This window comes from Burkholderia sp. Se-20378, from assembly GCF_017104665.1.
In the GTDB taxonomy this organism is placed as follows: Bacteria; Pseudomonadota; Gammaproteobacteria; order Burkholderiales; family Burkholderiaceae; genus Burkholderia; species Burkholderia lata.
In genome coordinates this window covers 1-15,447 of record NZ_JAAGPG010000178.1, presented here as the reverse complement: position 1 = coordinate 15,447, position 15,447 = coordinate 1, and the positions used below count along the sequence as shown (strand labels likewise).

Below are 15,447 nucleotides of genomic sequence, written 5' to 3'. Positions count from 1 at the left end.
ACGGGCTGCCTGCTCCTTCGCCGGTGCCGGAGCAACCGGTGCGGGTGCGGGCGCCGGCGACACGCCGAACAGACCTTTCAGCCAGCCGATGAAGCCGCCGCTGGCCGGCGCGACAGGCGTGGGCGCTGCAACGGGTTCGACCGGGCGCTGCGGTGCCGGGCTCGGTGCCGGACGCTCGGGCGTGATGCCCTTGACCGCGGCTTCCTGCTTCGGCTTCACTTCCGCCGCGCGCTTGCTGTAGCCGGTTTCCGACTCGAGTTCGCGGGCGGCTTCCTCGGCCATCTTCCAGGACGCGCGCGGATCGTCGAGACGTGCGTCGTCGTGGCGCAGGCGCTCGAGCTTGTAGTGCGGCGTATCGAGGTGCTTGTTCGGGATCAGCACGATGCCGACCTTGAAGCGCGACTCGATCTTGTTGATTTCCTGACGCTTTTCGTTGAGCAGGAAGGCGGTCACCTCGACCGGCACCTGGCAGTGGATCGCCGCGGTGTTTTCCTTCATCGCTTCTTCCTGAATGATCCGCAGGACTTGCAGCGCGGACGATTCGGTATCGCGGATATGGCCGGTGCCGTTACAACGCGGGCAGGTCACGTGGCTGCCTTCCGACAGGGCCGGACGCAGGCGCTGGCGCGACAGTTCCATCAGGCCGAAGCGGGAGATCTTGCCCATCTGGACGCGGGCGCGGTCGTGCTTGAGCGCGTCTTTCAGGCGCTGCTCGACTTCGCGCTGGCTCTTGGCCGATTCCATGTCGATGAAATCGATCACGATCAGGCCGCCGAGGTCGCGCAGGCGGAGCTGGCGGGCGACTTCGTCGGCTGCTTCGAGGTTCGTGCGGGTCGCCGTTTCCTCGATGTCCGCGCCCTTGGTCGCGCGCGCCGAGTTCACGTCGATCGCGACGAGCGCTTCGGTGTGGTCGATCACGATCGCGCCGCCCGACGGCAGCGGCACCGTGCGCGAGTACGCGGTCTCGATCTGGTGTTCGATCTGGAAGCGGGAGAACAGCGGCACGTCGTCGTGGTAGCGCTTCACCTTCGCGACGTTGTCCGGCATCACGATATCCATGAAGGCGCGGGCCTGATCGTGGATTTCGTTCGTATCGATCAGGATTTCGCCGATATCGGGCTGGAAATAGTCCCGGATCGCGCGGATCACGAGGCTCGATTCCAGATAGATCAGCATCGGCTGGCCGGCGTTGCCGCTTTGCGACGCTGCTTCGATCGCGCGCCACAGTTGCAGCAGGTAGTTCAGGTCCCACTGCAGTTCCTCGGCGCTGCGGCCGATGCCCGCGGTACGGGCGATCATGCTCATGCCGTCCGGGATCTGCAGTTGCGCCATCGTCTCGCGCAGTTCCTGACGCTCGTCGCCTTCGATCCGGCGCGACACGCCGCCGCCGCGCGGATTGTTCGGCATCAGCACCAGGTAGCGGCCGGCGAGCGAGATGAACGTGGTGAGGGCAGCGCCCTTGTTGCCGCGCTCTTCCTTCTCGACCTGGACGATCAGCTCCTGGCCTTCGCGCAGGGCATCCTGGATGCGCGCGGAGCGCATGTCGATGCCTTCCTTGAAGTACTGGCGGGCAACTTCCTTGAACGGCAGGAAGCCGTGGCGGTCTTCGCCGTAGTTGACGAAGCACGCTTCGAGCGACGGCTCGATACGGGTGATGACACCTTTATAGATATTGCCTTTGCGCTGTTCGCGCCCGGCTGTCTCGATGTCGATGTCGATGAGCTTCTGCCCATCGACGATGGCGACGCGCAGCTCCTCCTGCTGCGTCGCATTGAACAGCATGCGTTTCATGAACGACTCCAGGCGGCTCTGCTGGCGGCGCCTCGCGGTTGTCAGTCGCGAGGGCGGGAACGACGGCAGGCCGCGCCTTGTTGTGTTGTCACAAGCACGCTGGAGCGGGAACGATGGCGGGGAGAATTGCCTGAAGAGGCGCTTGGGCCCGAAAGACGGGGCCGGCGGCCATAGGGCACCTGCGAACACGGCTTCAAAGCACGGCGTCCACACACCGCACGCTGTCAAAGCGCGCTAAGCCTGAGGCCGGGCACTGCCGCGGGGCGCGTCGCCATGCGACGCGCGTGCCAACGGGCGGCAGATGCTGCGGCTTGGGCCGCAGCGGGGAGTATCGAATCCAGCCCGACTTTCCCGCCTGGGGTGTACTTCCCTGGTTTGACGTCGCCAGGCTCCACACGCTTCGCGGAGCCAAATCGGGCGCAACGCCGTAATTTTCGCAACCGGCAGCCTGCGCGGACGCACTTCGCGCCGTCGGGCTGCCGATCAAATTCTTTTCAACCAACTTTCCGTTACCGCGGCGCCTTGCCGACCGAATCCGCCTGTGGGCGCGATCCTTGCCGACGGGCGGCGCCGTGCGTGCAACTTGCTGCATCTCTTTGATTAGGGGCGAGCAGCAGACCCCCGGCGCAAGTAAAATAGCGGTTTGCGCTTGCGCCTTGCCCGGTTGGTCCGGGCCGGCCGGTGAGGCCGCCCGCAACGTCAGGCTGGGCAAAATTATATTCAGTATGAACGAGTTAGGCAAAATATCCCAGAATTCGGTCGCAAGCGGCCAGGTATCGATGCTCGAGATCGACGAAAGCTCGGCCGGTCAGCGTATCGACAATTTCCTTTTGCGCGTCTGTAAAGGCGTGCCGAAAAGCCATATTTACCGGATCCTGCGCAGCGGCGAAGTGCGTGTGAATAAGGGTCGGGTCGATGCGCAGTACCGGCTCGCGCTCGGCGACCTCGTCCGCGTGCCGCCCATCCGCGTGGCCGCGGCCGACCTTGCGCGCGCCGAAGCCACCATCGTGCCGCCCGCGCACTTCGACGTGCTGTTCGAGGACGACGCGATGCTCGTCATCAACAAGCCGGCCGGGGTTGCCGTCCACGGCGGCAGCGGCGTCGCGTTCGGCGTGATCGAGCAGATGCGCCAGGCGCGCCCGCGCGCGAAATTCCTCGAACTCGTGCACCGGCTCGACCGCGAGACGTCCGGGGTCCTGATGCTCGCGAAGAAGCGCACGGCGCTGGTGGGCCTGCACGAACAGATCCGCGAGAACAAGATGGACAAGCGCTACTTCGCGTGCGTCCACGGCGAATGGCAGTCCGACTGGGGGCGTCGCCGCGCGGTGAAGGCGCCGCTGTTCAAGTATTCGACCCCGGAAGGGGAGCGCCGCGTGCGTGTGCAGGACGACGGGCTGCCGTCGCATACGGTGTTCAACCTCGTCGACCTCTGGCCCGAGTACGCGCTTCTCGAAGCGGAACTCAAAACGGGTCGGACCCATCAGATCCGTGTGCACCTCGCGCATCTCGGCCTGCCGATCGCCGGCGACGCCAAGTATGGCGATTTCGCACTGAACAAGGCGCTGGCGCGCGCGAATGCGCAGCCGTCGTTGAAACGGATGTTCCTGCATGCGTACCGGCTGCGGCTCGCTCACCCGCTGACCGGTGAGGCGCTGCAGTTCGATGCGCCGCTGCCGGACGAATGCCGGCGCTTCCTCGATCAACTCAGCGCACTGCGCGATACCGCCTGAACCGCATGGCTCGACAGCAATTTGACCTGATCGTCTTCGACTGGGACGGCACGCTGATGGATTCGACTGCGCACATCGCGCACAGCATCCAGGCCGCATGCCGCGATCTCGGCCTGCCCACGCCGTCCGACGAGGCGTCGCGCTACGTGATCGGCCTCGGCCTGCGCGATGCGTTGCAGATTACGGCTCCGACCCTGGATCCGTCCGACTACTCGCGGCTCGCCGAGCGCTACCGCTATCACTATCTGCTCGACGACCAGCGCATCGAGCTGTTCGCCGGCGTGCGCGAACTGCTCGCCGAGCTGCGCGACACGGGCTATCTGCTCGCCGTTGCAACCGGCAAGGGGCGGGTCGGGCTGAACCGCGTGCTGGACCAGTCGAAGCTGACGAGCCTGTTCGATGCGACGCGCTGCGCCGACGAAACCTTCTCGAAGCCGCATCCGGCGATGCTGCATGAGCTGTCCCGGGAATTGGGGCAGGACCTGTCGCGCACCGTGATGATCGGCGACACGACGCACGACCTGCAGATGGCTGCGAGTGCCGGGGCGGCAGGCGTCGGCGTCGCGTACGGCGCGCACACGGCCGATGCACTGGCTGCGCTCGCGCCGCGCTTCGTCGCGCCGGACGTCGGCGCGCTGGCCGCGTGGCTGCGGGAGCACGCATGAGTGCGGCGCCGGACGCCGTGCGCGTGTGCGCATCGGATGCGCTGGCCGACGGCGGCGCCGGCGTGCGCGTCGATGCGACGCTGCGCGGCGAGCAGGCCGTCGTGTTCTTCGTGCGTTACGAGGGCCAGGCATACGGGTACCTGAATCGCTGCGCGCATGTGCCGATGGAGCTCGACTGGGCCGAAGGGCAGTTCTTCGAGTCGTCGGGCCTCTACCTGATGTGCGCGACGCATGGCGCGATCTACGAGCCGAACACCGGCAAGTGCGTCGGCGGCCCGTGCCGTGGTGGCCGCCTGCGGCCGGTCGAGGTCGACGAGCGCGACACGTCCGACGGGCGTGCGGTATTCTGGGTGCCCGACGCCGACCTGCGTCCCGCCGTTCCCGCCACGACCGACTAACGACAACACTGCATGGCCGACCAACCGAATTCCCCGGATTCCTCCTCCCGTCCCGACGGCCGTGAACCGAACTGGGAGCGTGCGGCGCTCGAGCGGATCGCGCTCGCGGCCGTCAAGGAGCAGCGCGCGGCGCGGCGCTGGAAGATCTTCTTCCGCTTCGCGTTCCTCGCCGTGTTCGTGCTGTTCGCGTTCGCGCTGATCGATTTCTCGAGCGATTCGAAGTTCTCGTCGAGCGGACGGCATACGGCGCTCGTGACGATCGACGGCGAGATCGCGGCCGGTGTCAATGCAAACGCCGACGACATCAACACGGCGCTCGACGCCGCGTTCGACGACGACGGCACGGCCGGGGTCGTGCTGCGGATCAACAGCCCGGGCGGCAGCCCGGTGCAGGCCGGAATGGTCTACGACGAGATCCGTCGGCTGCGTGCGAAGTATCCGGACAAGCCGCTGTACGTCGTCGTGACCGACATGTGCGCATCGGGTGGCTATTACATCGCGTCGGCGGCCGACAAGATCTTCGTCGACAAGGCGAGCATCGTCGGGTCGATCGGCGTGCTGATGGATGGGTTCGGCTTTACTGGTCTGATGGGCAAGCTCGGCGTCGAGCGGCGCCTGCATACGTCGGGCGAAAACAAGGGCTTCTACGACCCGTTCTCGCCGGAAACGCCGAAGATGGATGCGCATGCGCAGGCGTTGCTCGACCAGGTGCACGCGCAGTTCATCAAGGCCGTGAAGGATGGCCGCGGCAAGCGGCTGCACGAGACGCCCGACATGTTCTCGGGCCTGTTCTGGACGGGCGAGAAGAGCGTCGAGCTCGGGCTGGCGGACGGCTATGGTACGACCGACACGGTCGCGCGCGACGTGCTGAAGGCGCCTGATCTCGTCGACTATACGGTGAAGGAAAGCCTGACGAACCGCGTCGCGCGCAAGTTCGGCGCGGCCGTCGGCGGCGCCGCGATGAAGGCGCTGACGGCCGGCGGCGCGTCGGTCAGCCTGCGCTAACAGGAGGCGGGCGGGCCGCGATGGCCCGCCGTTCACGTGGTGGACGCCTGCTGCGGCTTCAGTTCGCCAGCAGCAGGAAGATCGCAGGGCGCTTGTGCAGATTCGGCGCAGGCGCCTTTTTCCAGTCCGCTACGGTACGGCTCGCGATCGTCTCGGTCGCGAGGGTCAGGTCGGCCGCGACGCAGATCTGCGTCGACGGCGCACAGGTCGCGACGAGCGTGTCGAGCATCGCGTGATTCCGGTACGGCGTTTCGATGAAGATCTGCGTCTGGCGCGCCTTGCGTGACAGTTGCTCGAGTTCGCGCAGGCGTTTCGCGCGCGCGGCCGCGTCGACCGGCAGGTAGCCATTGAACGCGAAACTCTGGCCGTTCAGGCCCGATGCCATCAGCGCGAGCAAGATCGAACTCGGCCCGACGAGCGGCACGACCTTTACGCCGCGCTCGTGCGCGCGGCGCACCAGCAATGCACCGGGATCGGCGACGGCCGGGCAGCCGGCTTCCGACACGAGGCCGGCGTCCGCACCGGCCAGCACGGGCGCGAGGAGCCGGTCGATGGCGCCGGCCGGCGTATTGACGTTCAGTTCGCTGATCTCGATTTCCTGGATCGGGCGTGTCGTGCCGATCTTCTTCAGAAACGCGCGCGTCGTCTTCGCGTTCTCGCCGATGTAATAGCCGAGCGTGCCGGCGCGCGCCTGCACGGCCGCGGGCAGGACGGCCGCGAGCATCGATTCGTCGCCTTCGCCGAGCGTGTTCGGGACGAGGTAAAGCGTGCCGGCGGTCATGCGCGGTCTCCACGGGTGGTTGCAAACAACGGATATTCAGCGGCGCGCAGCATGCGCGTGAGCGCGATCAGCGGCAGGCCGACGAGCGCGGTCGGGTCGTTCGAGTCGATCGCGTCGAGCAGTGCGATGCCGAGCCCTTCGGATTTCGCGCTGCCGGCGACGTCGTACGGCGTTTCCGCGCGCAGGTACGCGTCGAGTTCGGCCTCGGGCAGCGAGCGGAAGCGCACGTGCGTGACGATGTCCTCGACCTGCGCTTCGCCCGTCCGGCTGTCGTACAGGCAGAGTGCGCTGTGGAATTCGACTTCGCGGCCCTGCATCGACACGAGTTGCGCGAGCGCGCGCTCGTGGGTGCCGGGCTTGCCGATCTGGAGGCCGTCGAAGGTCGCGACCTGGTCCGACCCGATCACGAGCACGCCGTCCGGTGCGTCGATCGTGGCAGCGACGGCGCGCGCTTTCGCGCCGGCGAGCCGCAGGGCGGTCGCGGCCGGCGTCTCGCCGTCGTGCGGGGTTTCGTCGAGGTCGGGCGACACGACGTCGAAGGGGATGCCGAGGCGCTCGAGGAGCGCGCGGCGGTAGCGTGAACTGGAGGCAAGAATCAGCCGCGGCGGGCGGCAAACGGTATCCGGCATGGTCGGTTGGATCGATGAGTCGTCGGGTGTTGCGCGGCGTTGCGCGGACGCAAGCTTAAGTGATTGACCGCAAAAGGTAAAACAGGTATGCTTTCCCGCTTTTCGTCGGCAGGCTTCCGTTGTGGTGGCGCCTGCCGGGTCTTCGGAAGTAAAGTACGTCATCTGCGGATGAGCCGTACGCGAGCGGTACCAAGCCGGATTCGCAAGTCAGCCTGTAGGCAGGAGCGCACATGAACACTTCTTCTGGCAAACCGGCTGCGGCGCTTGATCCGCATGCAATCGATCTGTTCGAGTTCGCCCGTAGCGGGCGGCAGGCAGCAGGTGCGGTGCGCCTCTCGCAACTGCCGCGCATGTTAAACGAAGTGCCTGCGGACGCGCCAGATCGCGACACGGTCTTCACATGGCAGGCGGAAGGGTTCACGCAGAAGGAGTTGCAGGACGACGGCGCCGACGGGCAGCAGCCGTATCTGCGGCTTGCGGTGCACGGCCATGCGTGGCTCACGTGCCAGCGCTGCATGACCCCGTACGACCAGACGTTCGACGTCGACATGACGTACCGGGTGGTCGCGACCGAAGAAGAAGCTGAAGAATTTCCGCTCGACGACGATGAAGCCGATGTGATCGTGGGCTCACGCCAGTTCGATCTCGTCGACTTGATCGAAGAGGAATTGCTGCTTTCGTTGCCGCTCGTGCCCAAGCACGAGGTTTGCCCGGCAGTTCACGAAAGCCTCGTGTCGGGTGCGAGCGGTCCCGCGGAAGAGACGGACGACGAGTCCGACGAAGCCGGGGACGAAGGCAAACGGCCGAATCCGTTCGCAGCGCTGGAAGCGCTGAAGAAGGACGGTGACGGCACCAAGAAACACTAAGCAGTTGTGGCGCGGGAAGGCGTAAAGGCTTTGGGCCAGGGTAGTTAAGCGTCGGATCGGGCTGTGTTAGAATCCGGAAAATTATTTAGGAGTTAGTCATGGCAGTCCAGCAAAACAAGAAGTCGCCGTCGAAGCGCGGCATGCATCGTTCGCACGATTTCCTGACGGCATCGCCGCTGGCAGTCGAGCCGAGCACGGGTGAAGTGCATCTGCGTCACCACGTCAGCCCGAACGGCTACTACCGCGGCAAGAAAGTCGTCAAGACGAAGAACGACTAAGCGTCAAGTCACGCGTTGCGCGCTACGCTTGCCGTTCGCGTGACAACTGGTTCGCTTGACACTTTCCTGGCGCAACAAAAAGGCGGCATTCAACTGCCGCTTTTTTGTGCCTGAAATTCGTCGCATTCCATGACCGTAAAGCTCACTATCGATTGCATGGGAGGCGACCACGGCCCGTCCGTGACCGTTCCCGCGGCAGTCAAGTTCGTCCGCGCGCATCCCGATGCGCACCTGATGCTCGTCGGCATCGAAAGCGCGATCCGCGCTCAGCTGAAAAAGCTGAAAGCCCTCGACGATCCCGCGCTGACCATCGTTCCCGCCACCGAAGTCGTGGCGATGGACGACCCTGTCGAAGTGGCGCTGCGCAAGAAGAAGGATTCTTCGATGCGCGTCGCACTCAACCACGTCAAGGAAGGCGCGGCGCAGGCCTGCATCTCCGCCGGCAATACCGGCGCGCTGATGGCCGTTTCCCGTTACGTACTCAAGACGCTGCCCGGCATCGAGCGGCCCGCGATCGCGTTCGCACTGCCGAACCCGACCGGCTACACGATGATGCTGGACCTCGGCGCGAACGTCGACTGTGAACCGCAGCACCTGCTGCAGTTCGCGGAAATGGGGCACGCACTCGTCGCCGCGCTCGAAGGCAAGGAGCGTCCGACGATCGGCCTGCTGAACATCGGCGAAGAGGTGATCAAGGGCAACGAGACGATCAAGCGCGCAGGCGAACTGCTGCGCGCCAGCACGCTCAATTTCCGCGGCAACGTCGAAGGCAACGACATCTACAAGGGCACGGTCGACGTGATCGTGTGCGACGGCTTCGTCGGCAACGTCGCGTTGAAGACGTCCGAGGGGCTTGCGCAAATGCTGTCGGACATCATCCGCGAGGAGTTCGGCCGTTCGCTGATGTCGAAGCTGATGGCGCTGCTCGCGCTGCCTGTCCTGATGCGTTTCAAGAAGCGCGTCGACCACCGCCAGTACAACGGCGCGGCGCTGCTGGGGCTGAAAAGCCTCGTGATCAAGAGCCACGGTTCGGCCGATGCCTACGCGTTTGAGTGGGCGATCAAACGCGGGTATGATGCCGTCAAAAACGGCGTGCTGGAGCGCCTCGCGCGCGCGATGGCGGATAATTCAGTGTCGCTCGGCGAAGGCGAACACGACGCGGGCGGCGCGGGCCGTGCAAGCCCCGCCGCAGGCCATCACGCCGAACCTTCCGCTGCGCAATCCTCTAAAGCATAAATGGCCCAATCGACTCTCTATTCCCGCGTGCTCGGCACGGGCAGCTACCTGCCGCCTGACCGCGTCACGAACCAGCAGTTGACCGATCGTCTTGCGAAGGAAGGCATCGAGACGAGCGATGAATGGATCGTTGCGCGCACGGGTATCCATGCGCGCCATTTCGCCGCACCGGACGTCACGACCAGCGATCTCGCGCTCGAGGCGTCGCGTCGCGCGATCGAAGCCGCCGGCATCGATCCGCAGTCGATCGACCTGATCATCGTCGCGACTTCGACCCCCGATTTCGTGTTCCCGAGCACCGCGTGCCTGCTGCAGAACAAGCTCGGCATCAAGAACGGCGGCGCGGCATTCGACGTGCAGGCCGTGTGTTCGGGCTTCGCGTACGCGATGGCGACGGCCGACAGCTTCATCCGCAGCGGCCAGCACCGCACGGCGCTCGTCATCGGCGCGGAGACGTTCTCGCGCATTCTCGACTTCAAGGACCGCACGACCTGCGTGCTGTTCGGCGACGGCGCGGGCGCGGTGATCCTGTCCGCGTCGGAAGAGCCGGGCGTGCTCGGCAGCGCGCTGCACGCGGACGGCAGCTATTCGCACATCCTCTGCACGCCGGGCAACGTCAACCGCGGCGTGATCGAAGGCAGCGCGTTCCTGTACATGGACGGGCAGGCCGTCTTCAAGCTCGCGGTCAACGTGCTCGAAAAGGTCGCGATCGAGGCGCTCGCGAAGGCGAATCTCGCGCCCGAGCAGATCGACTGGCTGATTCCGCACCAGGCCAACATCCGCATCATGACCAGCACCTGCCGCAAGCTCGGCCTGCCGCAGGAGCGCATGGTCGTGACGGTCGACCAGCACGGCAACACGTCGGCCGCGTCGATCCCGCTGGCATTCGATACCGCGGTGCGCGACGGTCGCATCCAGCGCGGCCAGCACGTGCTGATCGAAGGCGTCGGCGGCGGCTTCACCTGGGGCGCGTCGGTCTTCCGCTACTGATCCGCGGCGCGCGACTGCTGCGCGCGGATCCCATCGGCGCGCCATTCGTGCGCGCCGTCCGAATCGATTCAATTGGGGACGATATGAAATTTGCATTCGTATTTCCGGGGCAGGGCTCGCAGGCGGTCGGCATGCTCAACGCATTCGCCGATCTGGCCGTCGTGCGCGAGACGCTCCAGGAAGCGTCCGATGCACTCAATCAGGATCTCGGCAAGCTGATCGCCGAAGGCCCGGCCGAAGAGCTGAACCTCACCACCAACACGCAGCCCGTGATGCTCACCGCAGCCTATGCGTGCTATCGCGCGTGGCAGCAGGCAGGTGGCCCGGCGCCGACGATCGTTGCCGGTCACAGCCTCGGTGAATACACGGCGCTCGTCGCTGCCGGCGCGCTCGCGTTCAAGGACGCCGTGCCGCTCGTGCGTTTCCGCGCGCAGGCGATGCAGACGGCCGTGCCGGTCGGCCAGGGTGGCATGGCCGCGATCCTGGGCCTCGATGACGACACGGTGCGCGCGGTTTGCGCCGAAGCCGCGGAAGCGGGCGTTGTCGAAGCGGTGAACTTCAATGCCCCCGCGCAGGTCGTTATCGCAGGCAACAAGGCTGCGGTCGAAAAGGCCTGCGAGATCGCGAAGGCGAAGGGCGCGAAGCGCGCACTGCCGCTGCCGGTGTCGGCGCCGTTCCATTCGTCGCTGCTCAAGCCGGCGTCGGACCAGCTGCGCGACTATCTTGCGAACGTCGACGTCAAGGCGCCGCAGATTCCGGTCGTCAACAACATCGACGTCGCCGTGGTCAGCGATCCGGCTGCGATCAAGGATGCGCTGGTGCGCCAGGCCGCGGGCCCGGTGCGCTGGGTCGAGTGCGTGCAGCACATCGCCGGCACGGGCGTCACGCACGTGATCGAATGCGGTCCGGGCAAGGTGCTCGCCGGCCTGACGAAGCGCATCGACAGCAGCCTGACGGGCGCGTCGGTGTTCGATCCGGCTTCGCTCGACGAAGCGCTCAAGCTGGTGACCGCCTGACGCGGCACCTTTTCTCAAGAGACGGATATTCGATTCATGGACAAGACTCTCGATAAACAGGTTGCGATCGTCACCGGCGCATCGCGCGGCATCGGCCGTTCGATCGCGCTCGAACTTGCGCGCCTGGGCGCGACGGTGATCGGTACGGCGACGAGCGAATCGGGCGCCGCTGCGATTACCGCGGCGTTCGCGGAAGCGGGCGTCACGGGCCGCGGCGCGGTGCTGAACGTCAACGACGCGGCAGCTGCCGAGGCGCTGATCGACGCGACCGTGAAGGAATTCGGCGCGCTGAACGTGCTCGTCAACAACGCGGGCATCACGCAGGACCAGCTCGCGATGCGGATGAAGGACGAAGACTGGGACGCGGTGATCGACACCAACCTGAAGTCGGTGTTCCGCCTGTCGCGTGCGGTACTGCGCCCGATGATGAAGGCGCGTGGCGGCCGCATCATCAACATCACGTCGGTGGTCGGCTCGGCCGGCAACCCGGGTCAGGTCAACTACGCGGCTGCGAAGGCCGGTGTGGCGGGCATGACGCGTGCGCTCGCGCGCGAAATCGGCAGCCGCGGCATCACCGTGAACTGCGTGGCGCCGGGCTTCATCGACACCGACATGACGAAGACGCTGCCGGAAGAACAGCAGGCTGCGCTCAAGACCCAGATTCCGCTCGGCCGCCTCGGCAGCCCGGAAGACATCGCCCATGCCGTCGCGTTCCTCGCATCGCCGCAAGCCGGTTACATCACCGGTACGACGCTGCACGTGAACGGCGGCATGTACATGTCGTAACGATTTTCGTTTACCATCCGCGCCGTATCCCGATTTTCAGGCGGATCGGCGCTTGATCGACCATCAAGCCAACGTGCGTTTTGGCGTCAGCAAACCTGATAAAATGCGCGCACTTGTAAATCTGAACTTTCCCTCGGAGGGGTAATGGACAACATCGAACAACGTGTCAAGAAGATCGTCGCTGAACAACTGGGCGTCGCAGAAGCCGAGATCAAGAACGAAGCTTCGTTCGTGAACGACCTGGGCGCCGACTCGCTCGACACGGTCGAACTGGTGATGGCTCTGGAAGACGAGTTCGGCATGGAAATCCCGGACGAAGAAGCAGAGAAGATCACGACCGTTCAGCAAGCGATCGACTACGCTCGCGCAAACGTCAAGGCGTAACGAGCGCCTTTCGCGCTTGTCCGCCACGTCGCCGCGATTTTCGCGATTGACGCGCCATCCTGCCGGCTTCGCGCCGGACGGACTAACAGCCACAGGGCTCGCAGGGCTGGTTCCTGTGGCCACTGTGGCTTTTGTTTTTGTCATCCAATAATGGAAAAGAGGTTACCGTGAGCCGCCGTCGTGTTGTTGTTACAGGCCTGGGGCTGATTTCGCCTGTTGGCAATAATGTTGCCGACGGCTGGGCCAATCTCGTCGCCGGCAAGTCCGGTATTGCCACCGTTACGAAGTTCGATCCGTCGAACCTCGCCGTCCACTTCGCAGGCGAAGTGAAGGGTTTCGTTCCCGAGGAGTACATCCCGGCGAAGGAAGCCCGGAACATGGATACGTTCATCCATTACGGCATCGCCGCCGGCGTCCAGGCTATCAAGGACAGCGGGCTGGAAGTGAACGAAGCCAATGCGGAACGCATCGGCGTGCTGGTCGGTTCCGGCATCGGCGGCCTGCCGATGATCGAAGATACGCACCAGACCTACGTTGATCGCGGCGCGCGCCGGATTTCGCCGTTCTTCGTGCCGGGTTCGATCATCAACATGATCTCGGGTCACCTGAGCATCATGTTCGGCCTGAAGGGCCCGAACCTTGCGGCCGTGACGGCCTGCACGACCGGCCTGCACAGCATCGGCCTCGCAGCGCGCCTGATCCAGGCCGGCGACGCCGACGTGATGGTCGCGGGCGGTGCCGAGTCGACGGTGTCGCCGCTTGGCATCGGCGGTTTCGCGGCAGCGCGTGCGCTGTCGACCCGCAACGACGATCCGGCCAGCGCATCCCGTCCGTGGGACAAGGACCGCGACGGCTTCGTGCTGGGCGAGGGTGCCGGCGTGATGGTGCTCGAAGAGTACGAAGCGGCGAAGGCACGCGGTGCGAAGATCTACGCGGAAGTCTCGGGCTTCGGCATGACGGGCGACGCGTACCACATGACCGCACCGAACATGGATGGCCCGCGCCGTTGCATGGTCGCGGCACTGCGCGACGCCGGCGTGAACGCGGACGAGGTCCAGTACCTGAACGCGCACGGCACGTCGACGCCGCTGGGCGACAAGAACGAGTCCGATGCTGTGAAGGCGGCCTTCGGCGAGCATGCGTACAAGATCGTCGTGAACTCGACGAAGTCGATGACGGGCCACCTGCTGGGCGGCGCGGGCGGCCTCGAATCGGTGTTCACGGTGCTGGCGCTGCACAACAACGTGTCGCCGCCGACCATCAACATCTTCAACCAGGACCCGGAGTGCGATCTCGATTACTGCGCGAACACCGCGCGTGACATGAAGATCGACGTTGCCGTGAAGAACAACTTCGGCTTCGGCGGTACCAACGGCACGCTGGTGTTCAAGCGCGTCTGACGCCGCAATCGCTTGACGAGTCCATTCGATGCTCCGGCCGGGCGTCCGCAGCGCTTTGCGTTGCGGGCCTCGGCCGTGTCGTATTTCGTGCTGGCCGTGTTTGTCGCGTCGGCTACCGCGTCGGCCTACCTGTTCTGGGCGCCGCGCGCGGGCGCTGCCGCCGGCGCGATCTGGGGGTCGGCTTTCGTCGCCCAACGCCTGAGCCTCGACGTGATCGGGCCGTTCCTGTTCACGGGGCTCCGTTTCCTGCTCGGCGCGCTGGTGCTGGTGCCGCTGCTGATGCTGAACACGGCGTCGCGCACGCAACTCGCGGCGATCCGCCGTGAGCCGAAGCTGCTGCTGCCGGGCCTCGCGCTCGGCGGGCTGCTGGCGGTATCGATTTCGCTGCAGCAGATCGGCCTGCAGTACACGCGCATCGCCAACGCGGGCTTCATCAGCTCGCTGTACGTCGTGATCGTGCCGCTGATGGGCGTGTTCGCCCGTCACCGGATCGGCCCGGGCACGTGGTTCGGCGCGCTGCTCGCGGCGATCGGCCTGTATTTCCTCAGCATCAACGAGCACTTCTCGGTGCTGTACGGCGACTGGTTCCAGCTCGCCGGCGCCGTGATCATCGCCGCGCACGTGATGGCCGTCGGCCATTTCGCGAAGCGCCACAATCCGCTCGTGCTCGCGTTCATGCAGTTCGTCGTGTGCGGCGTGGCGTGCCTCGCGGTCGGCCTCGTCATCGAGCCGGTCAGCGACACGATGCTGCGCAACGCGCTGCCGACGCTGCTGTACGGCGGCCTGCTGTCGGTCGGCGTCGGCTACACGTTGCAGGTCGTCGCGCAACGCGACGCGGCGCCTGCGCACGCGGCCGTGATCTTCAGCATGGAAGGCGTGTTCGCGGCAATCGCCGGCTGGGCCGCGCTCGGCGAAACGCTGACGCTGCGCGCGCTCATCGGCTGCGCGCTGATGCTGGCCGGCCTGCTCGCGTGCCAGCTGCTGCCGAACGGCGACGCCCGGAAAAAGGACGAGGACGCGCTGCCGGCGTGACACGCACCGTCCCTATAATGGCGGTTCGCGTGACTTCCACACCAACCGCTTCCGACAGGCCAGCTCCGTGACGTCCACTTCCGTCGATCCCGCCGCCGACCTACTGCGCGAACGCGCAGCGCATTACGCCACCCAGGCGGCGCTGTTCCTGCGCGACCAGGCGCTCTCCACCGCGTCGCACGACCTGCGCAGCCCGCTGAACGCCATGCATAGCTGGGCGTACGTGCTCGAGCGCCAGCTCGCCAACGCCGATCCGAACCTGCAGCGCGCGCTCGCAGGCATCCGCACCGGCATCGACCAGCAGGTCGCGCTGATCGACGACGTGCTCGACGCGCCGCGCGCCGACACGCGCACGCTCGCCCTCAAGCCGCAGCCGTTCGCGCTGCGCGCGCTGCTCGACGACACGATCGCGCTCGTCCGTTGCGCGCTCGCCGACGCACGACAGGTCGCGCTCGATGCG

Annotated in this window: 17 protein-coding genes; 14 read left to right on the top strand and 3 right to left on the bottom strand. The window is 65.8% G+C overall.

What is annotated here, in order from left to right; translation table 11 throughout:
- On the bottom strand, nt 1-1,791 hold a 1,791-nt coding region (locus G3N93_RS19470; protein WP_206133737.1), incomplete at its 3' end, for an Rne/Rng family ribonuclease.
- A 725-nt stretch (nt 1,792-2,516) separates the two neighbouring features.
- Between G3N93_RS19470 and G3N93_RS19460 the strand changes: the two genes are divergently transcribed.
- From G3N93_RS19460 to G3N93_RS19445, 4 genes are read left to right on the top strand one after another with little or no spacing between them, the layout of a single operon-like run.
- Nucleotides 2,517-3,521, top strand: a complete 1,005-nt coding sequence (locus G3N93_RS19460) for an RluA family pseudouridine synthase (RefSeq protein WP_206133739.1) — start codon at nt 2,517-2,519, stop codon at nt 3,519-3,521.
- Nucleotides 3,522-3,526: 5 nt separating this feature from the next.
- Nucleotides 3,527-4,186, top strand: a complete 660-nt coding sequence (locus G3N93_RS19455; RefSeq protein WP_043181953.1) for an HAD-IA family hydrolase — start codon at nt 3,527-3,529, stop codon at nt 4,184-4,186.
- The gene (locus tag G3N93_RS19450) at nt 4,183-4,584 is read left to right on the top strand and encodes a Rieske 2Fe-2S domain-containing protein (RefSeq protein ID WP_043181955.1); all 402 of its coding nucleotides are present in this window, start codon (nt 4,183-4,185) and stop codon (nt 4,582-4,584) included. Before G3N93_RS19455 ends, G3N93_RS19450 begins: the two co-directional genes overlap by 4 nt.
- 12 nt (nt 4,585-4,596) lie before the next feature.
- On the top strand, nt 4,597-5,589 hold the full coding sequence (locus G3N93_RS19445; RefSeq protein ID WP_174944506.1) for a S49 family peptidase: 993 nt from the start codon (nt 4,597-4,599) through the stop codon (nt 5,587-5,589).
- 58 nt (nt 5,590-5,647) lie between these two features.
- On the opposite strand, the gene G3N93_RS19440 is transcribed toward G3N93_RS19445, so the two are convergent.
- Both G3N93_RS19440 and G3N93_RS19435 read right to left on the bottom strand, forming a co-directional pair.
- Nucleotides 5,648-6,370, bottom strand: a complete 723-nt coding sequence (locus G3N93_RS19440; RefSeq protein ID WP_011544932.1) for an SAM-dependent methyltransferase — start codon at nt 6,368-6,370, stop codon at nt 5,648-5,650.
- A complete protein-coding gene (locus G3N93_RS19435; RefSeq protein ID WP_174943868.1) occupies nt 6,367-6,999 on the bottom strand; it encodes a Maf-like protein in 633 nt (210 codons plus the stop codon). Before G3N93_RS19435 ends, G3N93_RS19440 begins: the two co-directional genes overlap by 4 nt.
- Before the next feature lie 230 nt (nt 7,000-7,229).
- Here G3N93_RS19435 and G3N93_RS19430 point away from each other — a divergent pair, with 230 nt between their 5' ends.
- The 10 genes from G3N93_RS19430 to G3N93_RS19385 form a co-directional block, all read left to right on the top strand.
- A complete protein-coding gene (locus G3N93_RS19430) occupies nt 7,230-7,865 on the top strand; it encodes a DUF177 domain-containing protein (RefSeq protein WP_206133736.1) in 636 nt (211 codons plus the stop codon).
- 98 nt (nt 7,866-7,963) lie between these two features.
- Entirely contained in the window at nt 7,964-8,143 is a 180-nt protein-coding gene (gene rpmF, locus G3N93_RS19425; RefSeq protein WP_047900174.1) for a 50S ribosomal protein L32, read from the top strand.
- Nucleotides 8,144-8,272: 129 nt separating this feature from the next.
- Nucleotides 8,273-9,379, top strand: a complete 1,107-nt coding sequence (gene plsX, locus G3N93_RS19420) for a phosphate acyltransferase PlsX (RefSeq protein ID WP_174943862.1) — start codon at nt 8,273-8,275, stop codon at nt 9,377-9,379.
- Nucleotides 9,380-10,369: a beta-ketoacyl-ACP synthase III gene (locus tag G3N93_RS19415; protein WP_011351403.1), complete on the top strand. Its 990-nt coding sequence runs from the start codon at nt 9,380-9,382 to the stop codon at nt 10,367-10,369. It begins immediately after the preceding gene.
- A gap of 83 nt (nt 10,370-10,452) precedes the next feature.
- Nucleotides 10,453-11,385 (top strand): ACP S-malonyltransferase, encoded by a 933-nt coding sequence (gene fabD / locus G3N93_RS19410; RefSeq protein WP_174943857.1) that lies wholly within the window; start codon nt 10,453-10,455, stop codon nt 11,383-11,385.
- Nucleotides 11,386-11,421: 36 nt separating this feature from the next.
- Entirely contained in the window at nt 11,422-12,171 is a 750-nt protein-coding gene (gene fabG, locus G3N93_RS19405; protein WP_006476504.1) for a 3-oxoacyl-ACP reductase FabG, read from the top strand.
- Nucleotides 12,172-12,315: 144 nt separating this feature from the next.
- A complete protein-coding gene (gene acpP / locus G3N93_RS19400) occupies nt 12,316-12,555 on the top strand; it encodes an acyl carrier protein (protein WP_004197638.1) in 240 nt (79 codons plus the stop codon).
- A gap of 167 nt (nt 12,556-12,722) precedes the next feature.
- Entirely contained in the window at nt 12,723-13,955 is a 1,233-nt protein-coding gene (gene fabF / locus G3N93_RS19395) for a beta-ketoacyl-ACP synthase II (protein ID WP_011351406.1), read from the top strand.
- Between the two features lie 129 nt (nt 13,956-14,084).
- Entirely contained in the window at nt 14,085-14,987 is a 903-nt protein-coding gene (locus G3N93_RS19390) for a DMT family transporter (RefSeq protein WP_206133738.1), read from the top strand.
- A 67-nt stretch (nt 14,988-15,054) separates the two neighbouring features.
- Nucleotides 15,055-15,447 (top strand): sensor histidine kinase KdpD (locus tag G3N93_RS19385; RefSeq protein WP_206133735.1); only part of this gene is annotated, 393 nt, incomplete at its 3' end.

Excerpts from the sequence above, each read along its gene's own strand:
- fabD (WP_174943857.1), top strand. The coding sequence starts at position 10,453 with ATGAAATTTGCATTCGTATTTCCGGGGCAGGGCTCGCAGGCGGTCGGC.
- G3N93_RS19445 (WP_174944506.1), top strand. The coding sequence starts at position 4,597 with ATGGCCGACCAACCGAATTCCCCGGATTCCTCCTCCCGTCCCGACGGC.
- G3N93_RS19435 (WP_174943868.1), bottom strand. The coding sequence starts at position 6,999 with ATGCCGGATACCGTTTGCCGCCCGCCGCGGCTGATTCTTGCCTCCAGT.
- G3N93_RS19430 (WP_206133736.1), top strand. The coding sequence starts at position 7,230 with ATGAACACTTCTTCTGGCAAACCGGCTGCGGCGCTTGATCCGCATGCA.
- G3N93_RS19455 (WP_043181953.1), top strand. The coding sequence starts at position 3,527 with ATGGCTCGACAGCAATTTGACCTGATCGTCTTCGACTGGGACGGCACG.
- plsX (WP_174943862.1), top strand. The coding sequence starts at position 8,273 with ATGACCGTAAAGCTCACTATCGATTGCATGGGAGGCGACCACGGCCCG.
- G3N93_RS19460 (WP_206133739.1), top strand. The coding sequence starts at position 2,517 with ATGAACGAGTTAGGCAAAATATCCCAGAATTCGGTCGCAAGCGGCCAG.
- acpP (WP_004197638.1), top strand. The coding sequence starts at position 12,316 with ATGGACAACATCGAACAACGTGTCAAGAAGATCGTCGCTGAACAACTG.
- G3N93_RS19415 (WP_011351403.1), top strand. The coding sequence starts at position 9,380 with ATGGCCCAATCGACTCTCTATTCCCGCGTGCTCGGCACGGGCAGCTAC.
- G3N93_RS19450 (WP_043181955.1), top strand. The coding sequence starts at position 4,183 with ATGAGTGCGGCGCCGGACGCCGTGCGCGTGTGCGCATCGGATGCGCTG.
- G3N93_RS19440 (WP_011544932.1), bottom strand. The coding sequence starts at position 6,370 with ATGACCGCCGGCACGCTTTACCTCGTCCCGAACACGCTCGGCGAAGGC.
- rpmF (WP_047900174.1), top strand. The coding sequence starts at position 7,964 with ATGGCAGTCCAGCAAAACAAGAAGTCGCCGTCGAAGCGCGGCATGCAT.
- fabG (WP_006476504.1), top strand. The coding sequence starts at position 11,422 with ATGGACAAGACTCTCGATAAACAGGTTGCGATCGTCACCGGCGCATCG.